The organism is Burkholderia cenocepacia (genome assembly GCF_900446215.1).
GTDB lineage: Bacteria > Pseudomonadota > Gammaproteobacteria > Burkholderiales > Burkholderiaceae > Burkholderia > Burkholderia cenocepacia.
The window spans coordinates 1,073,272-1,088,488 of the sequence record NZ_UAQZ01000001.1; the positions used below are offsets into that span (position 1 = coordinate 1,073,272).

Annotated in this window: 12 protein-coding genes; 9 read left to right on the top strand and 3 right to left on the bottom strand. The window is 68.9% G+C overall.

All coding sequences use genetic code 11. The annotated features are described in order from the left end of the window. Positions 1-190 precede the first annotated feature (190 nt). Complete coding sequence (gene glcC, locus DTA15_RS05020; RefSeq protein ID WP_006483542.1) at positions 191-961, bottom strand: transcriptional regulator GlcC; 771 nt, start codon at positions 959-961, stop codon at positions 191-193. A gap of 218 nt (positions 962-1,179) precedes the next feature. Between glcC and glcD the strand changes: the two genes are divergently transcribed. From glcD to DTA15_RS05060, 8 genes are all read left to right on the top strand, one after another. After that, a complete protein-coding gene (glcD, locus tag DTA15_RS05025; protein WP_006483541.1) occupies positions 1,180-2,679 on the top strand; it encodes a glycolate oxidase subunit GlcD in 1,500 nt (499 codons plus the stop codon). Beyond that, entirely contained in the window at positions 2,679-3,755 is a 1,077-nt protein-coding gene (glcE, locus tag DTA15_RS05030; RefSeq protein WP_006493970.1) for a glycolate oxidase subunit GlcE, read from the top strand. Before glcD ends, glcE begins: the two co-directional genes overlap by 1 nt. Before the next feature lie 24 nt (positions 3,756-3,779). Further along, entirely contained in the window at positions 3,780-5,000 is a 1,221-nt protein-coding gene (gene glcF, locus DTA15_RS05035; protein ID WP_012493650.1) for a glycolate oxidase subunit GlcF, read from the top strand. A 22-nt stretch (positions 5,001-5,022) separates the two neighbouring features. Then, the gene (locus DTA15_RS05040) at positions 5,023-5,427 is read left to right on the top strand and encodes a GlcG/HbpS family heme-binding protein (protein WP_006481612.1); all 405 of its coding nucleotides are present in this window, start codon (positions 5,023-5,025) and stop codon (positions 5,425-5,427) included. 39 nt (positions 5,428-5,466) lie between these two features. After that, positions 5,467-7,641: a malate synthase G gene (locus DTA15_RS05045; protein WP_006481613.1), complete on the top strand. Its 2,175-nt coding sequence runs from the start codon at positions 5,467-5,469 to the stop codon at positions 7,639-7,641. A 537-nt stretch (positions 7,642-8,178) separates the two neighbouring features. After that, positions 8,179-9,744, top strand: a complete 1,566-nt coding sequence (locus DTA15_RS05050; RefSeq protein WP_006481609.1) for a sensor domain-containing diguanylate cyclase — start codon at positions 8,179-8,181, stop codon at positions 9,742-9,744. Between the two features lie 174 nt (positions 9,745-9,918). Then, complete coding sequence (locus DTA15_RS05055) at positions 9,919-11,301, top strand: cache domain-containing protein (RefSeq protein ID WP_006485933.1); 1,383 nt, start codon at positions 9,919-9,921, stop codon at positions 11,299-11,301. A 32-nt stretch (positions 11,302-11,333) separates the two neighbouring features. Then, complete coding sequence (locus DTA15_RS05060) at positions 11,334-11,978, top strand: response regulator (protein WP_006485936.1); 645 nt, start codon at positions 11,334-11,336, stop codon at positions 11,976-11,978. 45 nt (positions 11,979-12,023) lie between these two features. On the opposite strand, the gene DTA15_RS05065 is transcribed toward DTA15_RS05060, so the two are convergent. After that, a complete protein-coding gene (locus DTA15_RS05065; RefSeq protein ID WP_006485931.1) occupies positions 12,024-13,544 on the bottom strand; it encodes an MFS transporter in 1,521 nt (506 codons plus the stop codon). A 145-nt stretch (positions 13,545-13,689) separates the two neighbouring features. Here DTA15_RS05065 and DTA15_RS05070 point away from each other — a divergent pair, with 145 nt between their 5' ends. Then, positions 13,690-14,328 carry a TetR/AcrR family transcriptional regulator gene (locus DTA15_RS05070; RefSeq protein ID WP_012493651.1) on the top strand — a complete coding sequence of 213 codons (639 nt, stop codon included), beginning with the start codon at positions 13,690-13,692 and terminating at the stop codon, positions 14,326-14,328. A gap of 81 nt (positions 14,329-14,409) precedes the next feature. On the opposite strand, the gene DTA15_RS05075 is transcribed toward DTA15_RS05070, so the two are convergent. After that, positions 14,410-15,006, bottom strand: a complete 597-nt coding sequence (locus DTA15_RS05075) for an MlaC/ttg2D family ABC transporter substrate-binding protein (protein ID WP_006485934.1) — start codon at positions 15,004-15,006, stop codon at positions 14,410-14,412. Positions 15,007-15,217 lie beyond the last annotated feature (211 nt).

A 15,217-nucleotide genomic window follows, 5' to 3' on the forward strand; every position in this document is an offset into this window, starting at 1 on the left:
ATCCTCCTGTCAGAAGCGGGATCGGTGGCGTATCACGCTCGACGGTACGCCGTACGTGTTGCATCCACGTGCACGAGCGATGCCAAGCCGCGCACCGAATAGATCACATTGTGACATATTCGATCGTGAGGCCGCAGCGTCAGCGCACCAGGCGTGATTTACATCAACGTGCAGGCGAGCCACCGCCCGTTCACGTCCACCCTTCGAGCCGCAACGTCGAACGCACGAGCCGCTGCTCCTCCTGCTCGATCTCGCGCAGATAGTCTACGCACTGACGGATATGTTCGCTCGCGGCCTTGCGCGCCTGGTCGGGCAGCCGCCCCGTGACCGCGTTGTAGAGCCGCGCGTGCTGACGGTCGATCTGCTTTTTCAGCGGTTCGCGGTGATAGAGGTTGTTCACCGACGCGAACACCGAGCTGAGCAGCAGGTCGGTCAGCGACTGCAGCGTATTGACGAGCACGGGGTTGTGCGACGCCTCGCAGATCGCAAGATGAAACGCGTGGTCGAGTTTCGCGCGCGCGGCGGGATCGAGATCCTGCGCGTCGGCCGCCGTCATTTCCTCGTAGCGGCGCCGGATCAGGATGAAATCGGCCGGCGTGCCGCGCAGCGCCGCGAGCCGCGCGGCCTCGGCCTCGAGCATTCCGCGCACCTCGAACAGGTCGTACAGCGTACGCGGCTGCGAGCCGAGCAGATGCATCATCGGCGTGATCGCACGCTGCGGGGTCAGGCTCGCGACGAACGAACCCTTGCCGTGCGTCGTATCGATGATCCCGCGCGCGTGCAGCAGCTTCATGCCTTCGCGCACGGCCGTGCGCGACACGCCGAGCTTCTCGGTCAGCCGCCGCTCCGACGGCAGCGCCTGCCCGGCCTTCAGCACGCCGTCGACGATCAACTGCTCGATCCGCTCGGCGACGACGTCGGCCACGCGTCGCGCCGGCCCTTCCCGCTCCTGCATTTCCATACTGGTATGACCACTTTGGACAGATGACGCCGATTTTCGCACAAAGCCTTGTTGTCATTGCGTTTTGCCGATCCTTCAAGAACGCAGAATCGATCGCGTATCAAAAACTGGTATGACCACCTTCGCGACGTCTGGACATGCCCGCGCGGGCCGCCAAGAATCCTGTCCTTCCGGCGTGTCGCGCCTCGCGCGGCCGCCCGCATGGTGGAGACGAACCAATGAGTTTCATCTACGACGAACGGATCGACGGGCCGCTGGCGACCGTCGACCGCGCCACCCTCGTCGCCGCGCTGCACGCGGCGGCGCCCGGCCTCGACGTGCTGCACGAACGCGAGGCGCTCAAGCCGTTCGAATGCGACGGGCTGGCCGCGTACCGCACGGTGCCGCTCGCGGTCGTGCTACCCGACACGGTCGACCAGGTGCGCGCGGTGTTGCGCGTCGCGGCCGCGCACGGCGTACCGGTCGTCGCGCGCGGCGCGGGCACCGGATTGTCGGGCGGCGCGATGCCGCTCGAAAAAGGCATCCTGCTGGTGATGGCGAAGTTCAACCGGATCCTCGACATCGACCCCGATGCCGGCATCGCGCGCGTGCAACCCGGCGTGCGCAATCTCGCGATCTCGCAGGCCGCCGCGCCGCACGGCCTCTACTACGCGCCCGATCCGTCGTCGCAGATCGCGTGCTCGATCGGCGGCAACGTCGCCGAGAACGCGGGCGGCGTCCACTGCCTGAAATACGGGCTCACGGTGCACAACATCCTGAAGGTCGAGATCCTGACGATCGACGGCGACACGCTCACGCTCGGCGCCGACGCGCTCGATGCACCGGGCTTCGACCTGCTCGCGCTGTTCACCGGCTCCGAAGGGATGCTCGGCATCGTCACCGAGGTGACGGTGAAGCTGTTGCCGAAGCCGCCGAGCGTGAAGGTGCTGATGGCGAGCTTCGACGACGTCGCCGAGGCGGGCGCCGCGGTCGCGCGGATCATCGGCGCGGGCGTGATCCCCGGCGGCCTCGAGATGATGGACAACCTCGCGATCCGCGCGGCCGAGGACTTCATCCACGCGGGCTATCCGGTCGACGCGCAGGCGATCCTGCTGTGCGAGCTCGACGGCGCGGCCAGCGACGTCGACGAGGATGCCGAACGCGTCGCCGCGCTGCTGCGCGACGCGGGCGCAAGCGAGATTCGCGTCGCGCGCGACGAAGCCGAGCGCCAGCGCTTCTGGGCCGGCCGCAAGAACGCGTTCCCGGCGGTCGGCCGGATGTCGCCCGACTACTACTGCATGGACGGCACGATCCCGCGCCGCGAGCTGCCGCGCGTGCTCGAAGGGATCGCCGCGCTGTCCGCCGAATACCGGCTGCCGGTCGCGAACGTGTTCCACGCGGGCGACGGCAACATGCACCCGCTGATCCTGTTCGATGCGAACCGGCCCGGCGAGCTCGACCGCGCGGAAGCGCTCGGCGGCAAGATCCTCGAGCTGTGCGTCGCGGCGGGCGGCAGCATCACCGGCGAGCACGGTGTCGGGCGCGAGAAGATCAACCAGATGTGCGTGCAGTTCAACGCCGACGAAATCACGTTCTTCCACGCGGTGAAGGCCGCATTCGACCCCCAGGGGCTGCTCAATCCCGGCAAGAACATCCCGACGCTGCACCGCTGCGCCGAATTCGGCGCAATGCACGTCCATCACGGCAAGCTGCCGTTTCCCGAACTGGAGCGCTTCTGATGCGACGCGACATCGAATCCATCGACGACAGCGCGGCGCTCGTCGCGCAGGTCGACGCGGCGATCCGCGATCGCCAGCCGCTGCGCATCCGCGGCGCCGGCACGAAGGCGTTCGTCGGCCGCCCGGTCGAAGGCCGCACGCTCGACGTGCGCACGCATCGCGGCATCGTGTCGTACGACCCGACCGAACTCGTGATCACCGCGCGCGCGGGCACGCCGCTCGCCGATCTGGACGCGATGCTCGACGCGGCCGGCCAGATGCTGCCGTGCGAGCCGCCGTCGTTCGGCGGCGCGGCCACCGTCGGCGGCATGTTCGCGGCGGCGCTGTCGGGCCCGCGTCGTCCGTGGGCCGGCGCGGTGCGGGACTTCGTGCTCGGCTGCCGCGTGATCACCGGCCACGCGAAGCATCTGCGCTTCGGCGGCGAAGTGATGAAGAACGTCGCGGGCTACGACGTATCGCGCCTGCTGGCCGGCAGTTTCGGTTGCCTCGGCGTCGTGACCGAAGTGTCGCTGAAGGTGCTGCCGAAGCCGCGCGCGACGTGCGATCTCGCGTTGACGCTCGCGGCAAGCGAAGCCGTGCAGCGCGTCGCCGCGTGGCGTCGCGCGGGGCTGCCGCTCGCGGGTGCGTGCCACGCGAACGGCGTGCTGCGCGTGCGGATCGAAGGCGGCGACGGCTCGGTGAAGGCCGCGCGCGACATGATCGGCGGCGACCGGATGGACGACCGCGGCGACGCATTCTGGGCGCGGCTGCGCGATCTCGCGCTGCCGTTCTTCGACGACCCGCGCCCGCTGTGGCGCGTGTCGGTGCCGGCTGCCGCGCCGCTCGACGCGTGGCCGGGCGCGCAGCTCGTCGACTGGGGCGGCGCGCAGCGCTGGCTGAAAACCGACGCGGCGCCGGCCGACGTGCAGCGCCTGGCCGCGCAATGGGGCGGCCACGCGACCTGCTACACGCCGGGCGCGACACCTGAGCCGTTCCAGCCGCTGCCGCCCGCGCTGCTGCGCGTGCACCGGCAGCTCAAGGCGCAGCTCGACCCGCACGCGATCTTCAATCCCGGCCGGCTCTACGCCGACTTCTGACGCGAACCCGATCCCGACCCGCCGATGCAAACCAATCTCAGCGAAGCAAGCAAGGCCCTCGCCCGGGCCGACGAAGCGGAAGCGATCCTGCGCGCGTGCGTGCACTGCGGCTTCTGCAATGCGACCTGCCCGACCTATCAGGTGCTCGGCAACGAGCTCGACGGGCCGCGCGGCCGCATCTACCTGATCAAGCAGTTGCTCGAAGGCGAGCCGTGCGGCGAACGCACGCAACGGCATCTCGACCGCTGCCTGACGTGCCGCAACTGCGAGACGACCTGCCCGTCCGGCGTGCGCTATCACACGCTGCTCGACATCGGTCGCGCGGAAGCCGAAAAGCGCGTGCAACGGCCGGCGCGCGAACGCCTGCTGCGCGCCGGGTTGCGTCACGTGGTGCCGCGCCCGGCCACGTTCGCCGCGCTGCTGAAGGCCGGCCGCGCGCTGCGCCCGCTGCTGCCCGGCACGCTGCGGGACAAGATCCCGGCCGCCGTGCCCGCCGCCGCGCCGCGCCCGGCCGTGCGTCATGCACGGCGCGTGCTGATGCTCGAGGGCTGCGTGCAGCCGTCGCTGTCGCCGAACACCAATGCGGCCGCCGCGCGCGTGCTCGACGGGCTCGGCATCAGCGTGAGCCCCGCGCGCGAAGCCGGCTGCTGCGGCGCGACCGAATATCACCTGAACGCGCAGGATGCGGGCCTTCAGCGCGCGCGCCGCAACATCGACGCATGGTGGCCCGCGATCGAGGCCGGTGCGGAGGCGATCGTGCTGACCGCGAGCGGCTGCGGCGCGTTCGTGAAGGAATACGGCGACCTGCTGCGCTCCGACCCCGTCTATGCGGAGAAGGCGCGGCGCGTCAGCGCGCTCGCGCGCGATCTGGCCGAAGTGATCGCGGCCGAGCCGCTCGACGCACTCGCCGATGCGACGCCACGGCGCGTCGCGGTCCATTGCCCGTGCACGCTGCAGCACGCGCAGCGCCTCGGCGGTGCGGTCGAGCGCATCCTGACGCGGCTGGGCTTCGATCTGACGAATGTCGCCGACGGCCATCTGTGCTGCGGCTCGGCCGGCACGTATGCGCTGACGCAACCCGACCTCGCGACGACACTACGCGACAACAAGCTCGATGCGCTCGAAGCGGCGCAGCCGGACCTGATTGTCACCGCCAACGTCGGCTGCCAGACTCATCTGAACGGCGCGGGCCGCACGCCCGTGCGCCACTGGATCGAGCTCGTCGACAACCGGCTGGTCACCTGACCGCCGCTTCCGGAGGAAACCCATGCAAACGAAACCCGAACTCGAACTGGCCGATGCCGAGCGCATGCTCGCCGCGGCGCGCGCGGAAGCGGAACGCCACGGCTGGGCCGTGTCGATCGCCGTCGTCGACGACGGCGGCCACCTGCTCGCGTTCGCTCGGCTGAACGGCGCATCGCCGGCCAGCAGCACCCTCGCGCAGGACAAGGCCCGCGCGGCGGCGCTCGGCCGTCGCGAGACGAAGGCGTATGAGGATATGATCAACGGTGGCCGCACCGCGTTTCTGAGCGCGCCGCTCACGGGCTTGCTCGAAGGCGGCGTGCCGGTCACGGTCGGCGGCCGGATTGCAGGCGCGATCGGTGTGTCTGGCGTAAAGTCCGAACAGGACGCGCAGATCGCCCGCGCCGGTACACAGAGCGTCGCGGAATAACCAGCCAAACCGCGCGCATTTTCCCCGGGAGGATTCACGATGATCGACCAAGCAGGACTGCAAGTCGCGCCAGCGCTGAGCCAGTTCATTGAAAACGAAGCGCTGCCGGGCACCGGCATCGACAAGGCCGCGTTCTGGAGCGGTTTCTCGGCCCTGGTGCACGACCTCGCGCCGCGCAACCGCGAGCTGCTCGCGGAACGCGACCGCCTGCAGCAGGAACTCGACGCGTGGCATCGCGCGCACCCCGGCCCGGTTCGCGACCATGCCGCGTATCGCGCATTCCTCGAACGAATCGGCTACCTCGTGCCGGTCCCGTCGAACGTCGCGGCAGCCACCGCGAACGTCGACAGCGAGATCGCCACGCAGGCCGGCCCGCAGCTCGTCGTGCCGCTGTCGAACGCACGCTATGCGCTGAACGCCGCGAACGCGCGCTGGGGCAGCCTGTACGACGCGCTGTACGGCACCGACGCACTGCCCGAAGACGGCGGCGCCGAACGCACGTCGGCCTACAACCCGACGCGCGGCCAGCGCGTGATCGACTACGCGCGCAACGTGCTCGACACCGCGGCGCCGCTCGCGAGCGGCTCGCACCGCGACGCGCTGCGCTACCGCGTGCAGGACGGCCAGCTCGCGGTCGAAACCGCGCAGGGCAACGTCGCGCTCGCGCAGCCCGCGCAGTTCGTCGGCTACCAGGGCGCGGCCGATGCGCCGTCCGCGATCCTGCTGAAGCACAACGGCCTGCACCTCGAGATCCAGATCGACGCGTCGACGCCGATCGGCCGCGCCGATCTCGCGAACGTGAAGGACGTCGTGCTCGAAGCCGCGGTCAGCACGATCATCGACTGCGAGGATTCGGTCGCGGCGGTCGACGCCGACGACAAGGTCCAGCTCTACCGCAACTGGCTCGGCCTGATGCAGGGCACGCTGGTCGAGGAAGTCGCGAAGGGCGGCAAGACCTTCACGCGCCGCCTGAACGCGGATCGCGAGTACACGACGCCCGCCGGCGGCACGCTGTCGCTGCATGGCCGCTCGCTGCTGTTCGTGCGCAACGTCGGCCACCTGATGACCAACGGCGCGGTGCTCGACCGCGACGGCAACGAGATTCCGGAAGGGATTCTCGACGGCGTCGTCACGGTGCTGTGCGCGCTGCACGACCTGAAGGCGAAGCGCAATTCGCGCACGGGCTCGATCTACATCGTGAAGCCGAAGATGCACGGCCCGGTGGAAGTCGCGTTCGCCGACACGCTGTTCGCGCGCATCGAGGATCTGTACGGCCTGCCGCGCAACACGCTGAAGATGGGCATCATGGACGAGGAGCGCCGCACCAGCGTGAACCTCGCCGCATGTATCGCCGCCGCCGCCGCGCGCGTGGCGTTCATCAACACCGGCTTCCTCGACCGCACCGGCGACGAGATGCACACCGCGATGGAAGCGGGCCCGATGATCCGCAAGGGCGACATGAAGTCGTCGGCGTGGATCCAGTCGTACGAGCGCAACAACGTGCTCGCGGGCCTGTCGGCCGGCCTGCGCGGCCGCGCGCAGATCGGCAAGGGCATGTGGGCGATGCCGGACCTGATGCATGCGATGCTCGAGCAGAAGATCGCGCATCCGCGCGCCGGCGCGAACACCGCATGGGTGCCGTCGCCGACCGCCGCGACGCTGCACGCGCTGCACTACCACCTCGTCGACGTGCAGGCCGTCCAGCAGGAACTCGAGAAGACGCCGTACGCGAGCGAGCGCGACGCACTGCTCGAAGGGTTGCTGACCGTGCCGGTCGTCGAGCGTGCCGCGTGGAGCGAGGCGGAAATCCTGAGCGAGGTCGAGAACAACGCGCAGGGCATCCTCGGCTACGTCGTGCGCTGGGTCGAACAGGGCGTCGGCTGCTCGAAGGTGCCGGACATCCACGACGTCGGCCTGATGGAAGATCGCGCGACGCTGCGCATTTCGAGCCAGCACATCGCGAACTGGCTGCGCCACGGCATGATCACCGAGGCATTCGTGCTCGACGTGTTCAAGCGGATGGCGCGCGTCGTCGACCAGCAGAACGCCGGCGATCCGAACTATCGCCCGATGGCGCCCGGCTACGACCAGTCGACCGCGTTCCAGGCCGCGTGCGCGCTCGCGCTGCAAGGTACGTCGCAGCCGAGCGGTTATACCGAGCCGCTGCTGCATCAGTTCCGGCTCGCGTTCAAGGCGCAACAGCGCGGCGCATGAACCTGCGCATGCGGGTTCGTCCCGCATGCCGGGCGCCGGCCGTACGCCGGCCTCGCGAAACGGGCAGCCTCGCGGCTGCCCGTTTTCATATTCGCGTTCAGCCGAGCGTTGAAACCGATAATCGGCGCCTGTCGCCGGCCCACCATTAATCCGCCGGTATCCGCAACCGTCGGCGCGACCTCCCCGCTCCCCCGCGAAGCCTTGCGCCGCAACGCTGCGCCCGATATTGGCAAGCCCGGGATTACACCGTAATTTGACCCCGATCAACAGGGTGCAACATTTTCCGCGCACGCAAACACGCGCGTTATACTCCGTGGAATTCGCATCACGCAATTCGTCAGATCGTCGAATTGCAGTCAATGTTTACCTGTAAATATAGGGTTTATCCGGTCGCGATTGTCGATAATCGGCGGCCGTTTTTTCCGCTGAACGAAAGGCTGGCACGGGCAGAGGGCTGCGCACCGGATCGCCACCGGTAGTCATACGAACAATCGCATCGACCCGCCGCCCGGCGACGATGCCCCCGATCCACGGACCATGGCCGAAACCGACTACGCAATGCCCAGCGAATCCGGCCTGACGAGCCGTGTCGCCGCTCATCTGCGCCGGTTCCTGCTGCCGTACCTGATCTTCTATACGGGGCTGCTGATCGCGCTGATCCTGCTGCTACTGTGCGGAATCGTGCTGTACGAAGGCCGCATCGACGCGCGCGACCGTTCGCGCAGCATGCAGCAGAATCTCGCGCTGATGGCGTCGTGGGACATCGAACGCAACATCGAGATCTATTCGCTGTCGCTGCAGGCGGTCGTCGAAGGCGCGAACGACCCCGACGTCACCAAGCTGCCGATGCCGCTGCGCCGCCAGGTGCTGTTCGACCGCGCGACGACGGCCAAGTACCTCGGCGGCATCTACGTGCTCGACGCAAAGGGCGACATCGCGGTCGACGGCAAGAGCGACGTGCCGCGCAAGGCCAACTTCGCGAACGAACCGTACTTCACCGTGCCCCGCGACCACCCCGAGATCGGCCTGTACGTGAGCCCCCCGTATCATTCGCGGCTGCGCGGCGGCTCGCCGAGCATCGCGCTCAGCCGGCGAATCACCCGGCCCGACGGGTCGTTCGGCGGCGTCGCGGTGATGTCGATCCGGCTCGAATATTTCCAGAATCTGTTCTCGCGCCTGTCGCTCGGCGATCGCGGCTCGGTTGCCCTGATCAACACGGACGGCAAGATGGTCGCGCGCGAGCCCTACGACCCCAGGATTGTCGGCCGCGACATCAGTCGCGCGAGCACGTTCCGGCATTTCATGACCGCCAGCGAAGGGAGCTTCGCCGATACCGCGTCGATCGACGGCGTGCGACGCCTGTACGTGTTCCGGCACCTCGACGGCCTGCCGCTGATCGTCATGGTCGCGCGCTCGGAAGCGGACACCTACGCCGCGTGGTACGACCGTGCGATCCCGATCGGCTCCGCGATGGTCGTGCTCGCGATCGGCTTCGTCGGCCTGTCGCTGCTGCTCGACGTGCAATTGCGCAAGCGTCATCGCGCGGAAACCGAGCTGCAGGCGCTCGCGCGCACCGACGGCCTGACGGGCCTCGACAACCGCCGGATGCTCGACGTCACGCTCGCGCGCGAATGGCGGCGTGCCGCGCGCTCGCAACATGCGCTGTCGCTGCTGTTCATCGACGTCGATTACTTCAAGCGCTACAACGACACGCAGGGCCACCAGGCCGGCGACGACGCCCTCGCCGCGGTCGGCCACTGCATCGCCGGCTGCCTGCGCCGCCCGGCCGACTATGCGGCGCGCTATGGCGGCGAGGAATTCGTCGTGGTGCTGCCGGACATCGACTCGGACGGCGCGGTGACGATCGCCGAAACGATCCGCACGGGCGTCCTTGATCTCGGCATCCGCCACGACGCCGGCACGGTCGGCCGGCTGACGGTGAGCATCGGCGTGACGACCAGCTATCCCGAACGCGACGACAACATCCAGGCCGCGCTCAAGCTGGCCGACGATGCGCTGTACCGGGCGAAGGAAGGCGGGCGCAACCGCATCGTCGTGCAGGCGGCCACGCCGCCCGACGATCGCCAGTCGCGGCGGGCCTGAGCGTACGGGCAGCGGCGGGGCCGCCGCCGTCCGCAGGCAAAATCACCGACAATATCGGCTCGATACGCCACCGCGCCGCCGCGCGGCCGACGTCCCCGGCCGGGCCGCGCCTGGCTGGCCGCGCCTGGCCAGCCGCACCACGGCCGCGCCGGTTCGCGGCCGCTTCGCACCACCATGAGACTCAAGGCAAAGATCTTCCTTCTGGCCATCGTGCCGTTCCTGCTCGCGATCGCCGGCATCGGCTTCGGCGTGCGCCAGCAGGCGACGTCGCTCGCGCGCACGCAGCACGCGACGATCCAGGCCGCGTACCTGTCGAGCAAGGAAGTCGAGCTGAAACACTACGTCGAGCTCGCGACGAGCGCGATCATGCCGCTCTACGACGCGAGCGGCCGCAATGCGCGCGACGACGCGCTGCTGCGCACGCAGGCGCTCGCGATGCTGCAAAAGATGGATTTCGGCCCGGACGGCTATTTCTTCGTGTACGACCTGCACGGCAATTCGCTGATGCATCCGCGCGAGCCCGAACGCGTCGGCCACAACTTCTGGTCGATGCGCGACCCGCAGGGCGCACTGACCATCCAGAAGCTGATCGGCGCGGCGTCGCAGGGCGGCGGCTACGTGCGCTACGCATGGCAGCGGCCGTCGACGGGCCGCGTCGCGCCGAAGCTCGGCTACGTCGTCGCGCTCGAGCGCTGGGGCTGGATGGTCGGCACCGGCATCTATCTCGACGACGTCGACACCGCGCTGCAGCGCATCGACACGCGCGCGTCCGCGAACATCGAGCGCACGATGAGCTGGCTCACCGCGATCGCGCTCACCGGCGCGGCGGCGATCGCCGTGTGCGCACTGGTGCTGAACGTCAGCGAGTCGCGCAGCGCCGACGCGAAACTCAAGCAGCTCGCGCAGCGCGTCGTCGAATCGCAGGAGCAGGAGCGCGCGCGGCTGTCACGCGAACTGCACGACGGGATCAGCCAGATGATGGTGTCCGCGAAGCTGATGCTCGAATCCGCGCTCGCGCGCTTCGAGCGCGGCACGTCGCGCGTGCCCGAAGCCGAGCAGGCGCTCGCGTCGGGTGTCGGGCGGCTCGGCGATACGCTGCGCGAAGTCCGGCGCATCTCGCATGCGCTGCGGCCGTCGATGCTCGACGATCTCGGCCTCGCGGCCGCGCTCGAGCAACTCGTGCGCGAGCTCGGCGCCGAGAGCGGCATCGACATCGGCTATACGCAGGTCGCGCACAGCGGCACGCAGCCCTTGCCCGAAGCCGTCAACACCGCGCTGTTCCGGATCGCGCAGGAAGCGCTGAGCAACATCGTGCATCATGCGCGGGCGTCGCGCGCGGCCGTCACGCTCGACGTCGGCGCGCAAACCGTCACGCTGACGATTGCCGACAACGGCTGCGGCTTCGACGCCGAACGCTCGCAGGCCGACGCGCGCCGCGGCATCGGCCTGCGCAACATGCGAGAGCGCCTCGACGCGCTCGGCGGCACGCTGACGATCACGTCGCAAGTGGGCCACACGATCGTCGCCGCACGCGTGCCGCTGCGCAGCGCGGCGTGACGACGCGCCCCATTACAGGAGACCTTTCACGCATGAGCGCCCCCGATACCGCCCGGCCCGCCGCCCGACTGCTGCTCGTCGACGACCACCCGCTCGTACGCGACGGCTTGCGGATGCGGCTCGAAGCGGCCGATCTGTCGGTGGTCGGCGAGGCCGGCAACGCGGACGAGGCGCTCGCGCTCGCCGCGTCGCTCGAACCCGATCTCGCGCTGATGGACGTCGGCATGAACGGCATGAACGGCATCACGCTCGCCGGCGTATTCCACGAGCGCTTTCCGGGCATTCGCGTGCTGATGCTGTCGATGCACGACAACATCGAGTACGTGACGCAGGCGGTGCGTGCCGGCGCGAGCGGCTATCTGCTGAAGGATTCGCCCGCGAGCGAGATCGTCCGCGCGATCGGCGCCGTGCTGGCCGGGCAGACGTTCTTCAGCGAAGGGCTGGCCGCGCGCATGATCCAGGCGAGCGCGACCGCGTCGCCGCTGGACCGGTTGACGCCGCGCGAGCGCGACATCCTCGACGCGCTGGCCGAGGGGCTGTCGAGCAAGCAGATCGCGCAACAGACGGGGCTGTCGGTGCGCACGGTCGAGACGCACCGGCTCAACCTGAAGCGCAAGCTGGAGATCGAAGGGCAGGCCGAGCTGATCAAGTTCGCGGTCGAGCATCGGCGGCGGTAGGCACGCCTGTCGAACCGATCCGCCGCGACCCGCCCGCGCGCCTTCTCATTCCGGCTCCGGCCGTGAAGACGTCACGCACGACACGGCCGCTTGCTGCGCCTTTTCACGTCGCATCGTCAACATCAGCGCGATCACCATACTGAGGATTCCGGAACACAGGATCGCGAGCGAAAACCCGTGCGCCATCGCATCCCGATACGCGCCGAGCATGTCGGGCCGGCCGGCCGCGAGCACGTGCTCCATCACGGCCTGCCGCGCAAGCGTATCCGCGTGCGCGCCGCCCGCCGCGTGCATCGCGGCCGTCATCCGGTGCAACGCGCCGACGCTCATCATGCTGCCGAGCACCGCGATGCCCAGGCTCATCCCGGTCTGGCGCAATGCGTTCATCGTCGCCGACGCCATGCCCGCGCGCTCGGCCGGCGCCAGTTCCATCACGGTCATGCCGGTCGCCGGCACCGCGAGCCCCATGCCGACGCCGAGCAGCGCCAGCACCACGCCGACCGCCGCGTAGGGGGTTGTCGCACCGAAACCGGCCATGACCGCGAGCATCGCGCCGATCAGCCCGTACCCGGCCACCATCAGCGTATGCAGCGGCATGCGCGCCGCGATGCGCCCGAACAGCATCGACGTGATCGCCGTCATCACGAACTGCGGCATCAGTTGCCAGCCGGCCGCGGCGGGCGCACGACCCTGCGCCTGCTGCAGGAACAGCGACAGGAAGAACAGGCTGCTGTACCCGGAGAACCCGAGCACGAACGACGCGAGATTCGCGCGCACCAGCCGCCGGTCGCGAAACAGCCACACCGGCAGCAGCGGCCGCTCGACCCGCGTTTCGACCCGCACGAAGACGACGAACGCCACCGCGGCGCCCGCCAGCGGCGCCAGCACCTTCACCTGCGACACACCGGCTTGGCCGATCCCGATCAGCCCGTAGGTCAGCAACCCGAGCCACACCACGCTCAGCGCCTGCCCGAACGGATCGAACGCCGCATGCGCCGGATGCCGGCGCTCCGGAATGCCCCAGGCGCCGAGCAGCACGGCCACGATGCCGATCGGCACGTTGACGAGGAAGATGTCCTGCCATCCGCCATGCTCGACGAGCAGGCCGCCCAGCAGCGGCCCGAGGATCAGCGCGAGCGCACTGAACGCCGACCAGCCACCGATCACGCGGGCGCGTTCGCGCGCATCGGGAAACGCATGCGTGAGGATCGGCATCGCGCCGGGAATCAGCAACGCGCCGGCGAGCCCCTGGATCGCGCGGCCGGCCAGCAGCGGCCCGATCCGGCCCGCGCACGCACAGACGATCGAACCGGCCGTGAACAGGATCACGCTCGCGAGCCACACGCGCTTGTGACCGTAGCGGTCGCCGAGCGGGCCGGCCGACAGCATGAACGCGGACAGCGCGAGCGCGTACGCATTGACGACCCACTGCAGGCCGCCGATATCGGTATCGAGCGCCGTCTGCAGCGTCGGCAACGCGACGTTGACGATGCTGATGTCGAGCGTGGCGAGAAAGGTGCCGAGACAGGCGGCCAGGACGAGTGCGGCGCGACGGTAGCGAGACATGGCGGTCGACCCGCGACGGGTCCATTGACGAGAATGATTCTCATCTTATATATCGACTGACCGTCGGTCAATGGATCATGTTGGCCGTAAACGGGGGCGCTGGCCTAAACTGCGGGCTTTGCATGAACGGGCGTCGAGCCGCGCGATGACGGACAGGACCAAGGCAGGGATCAGGACAGTGAAAGACGACGCGCCGGCGGGCAAGCCGCGCACGAAGCCGGCGGAAGTCCGCCTCGAGGAGCTGATGGCCGCGGCCGAGACGCTGTTCCTCGCGCAGGGCGTCGAAGCGACCACCATCAGCGAGATCGTCGAGCACGCGCAGGTCGCGAAGGGCACGTTCTATCACTACTTCGAATCGAAGACCGACATGCTCGCGGCGCTCGCGCAGCGCTACACCGCATCGTTCCTCGATCAGTTGCAGCAGGCGGTGGACGCGTGCGACGCCGACGACTGGCTCGCGCGCCTGCGCGCATGGATCCGCGCCAGCATCGACATCTACGCCGCAACCTATCGCACGCACGACATCGTCTACACGAACCATCACCACCACGATCGCGAGAATGCCGACAAGAACGCGATCCTCGAGCAGCTCGGCGCGATTCTCGACGGCGGCGCCCGGGCCGGCACGTGGCGGCTCGCGCACCCGCAGGTCACCGCGCTGCTGATCTATGCCGGCGTGCACGGCGCGACCGATCACATCATCGCGGCGCCGCAAACGGATCGCGCCGCGTTCGTCGATGCGGTGGTCGACGATTGCCTGCGGATGCTCGGCGTCGGCGCATGACGCGCGGCCGACGCGCCGCGATGAAAAAAGGGCGCCCGAGGGCGCCCTTCGTCCATCCCGACCGCAGCCTTGCAGCGGTCGTCAGTTGGTCCGCGAATTGTGCTTCTGCAGATACGCGATCAGGCCGTCGATCCCGCCCGTCGCGAGCTGGCTCTTGAACTGGCCCTGGTAGACCTGGATCAGCCACGCACCCGACATGTCGATGTCGTAGATCTTCCAGTCGTTGCCGACCTTGCCGAGACGATAGCCGACCGACTGGCTGTCGCCCGGCGTCGTCACCGTCGACTGCACCAGCGCATCGGCGCCCGACGCGCCGCCGGCCTTGAACGAGAACTTCGCGTCCTGGCCGCCGAGCTGCGCGAGCGACGCGGCATAGGTGCGCGTCATCAGCAACCGGAACTGCTTGTACAGCTCCTGCTGCTGTTGCGGCGTGGCCTGCTTCCACGCGTCGCCGACCGCGATGCGGGTCGTGCGCTCGAAGTTGGTCGCGGGCAGGAAGCGCTGCTCGACGACCTGCGTGACCTTCGCCATGTCACCGCCGCGCGCGGCCGGATCGGCCTTCATCGCGTTGACGGTGCCCTCGACCGCCGTGCGGACGATATCGACCGGCGCGCTCTGCGCGAAAGCGGAAACCGACACGGCGGCCGCCGCGACGAAAGCAAACAGATGACGTTTCATACGAATTTCGCACTCGATGGGAAAAAACGGCCGGCTCTTTGCATCGGCCGGTGGAGCAAAGTATACCGGGCCTGACGCCCCGCTGCCGCCCGGTGACCGACTGTTACCTTTCAGCGCCGTTTGTCACAGGCGGCGCGGCGGCGTGGCGGCGCAGCGCCGCGTCGATTATGTAAATATCCCCATACAAATGGACCGGCCGCGCGATCCGATT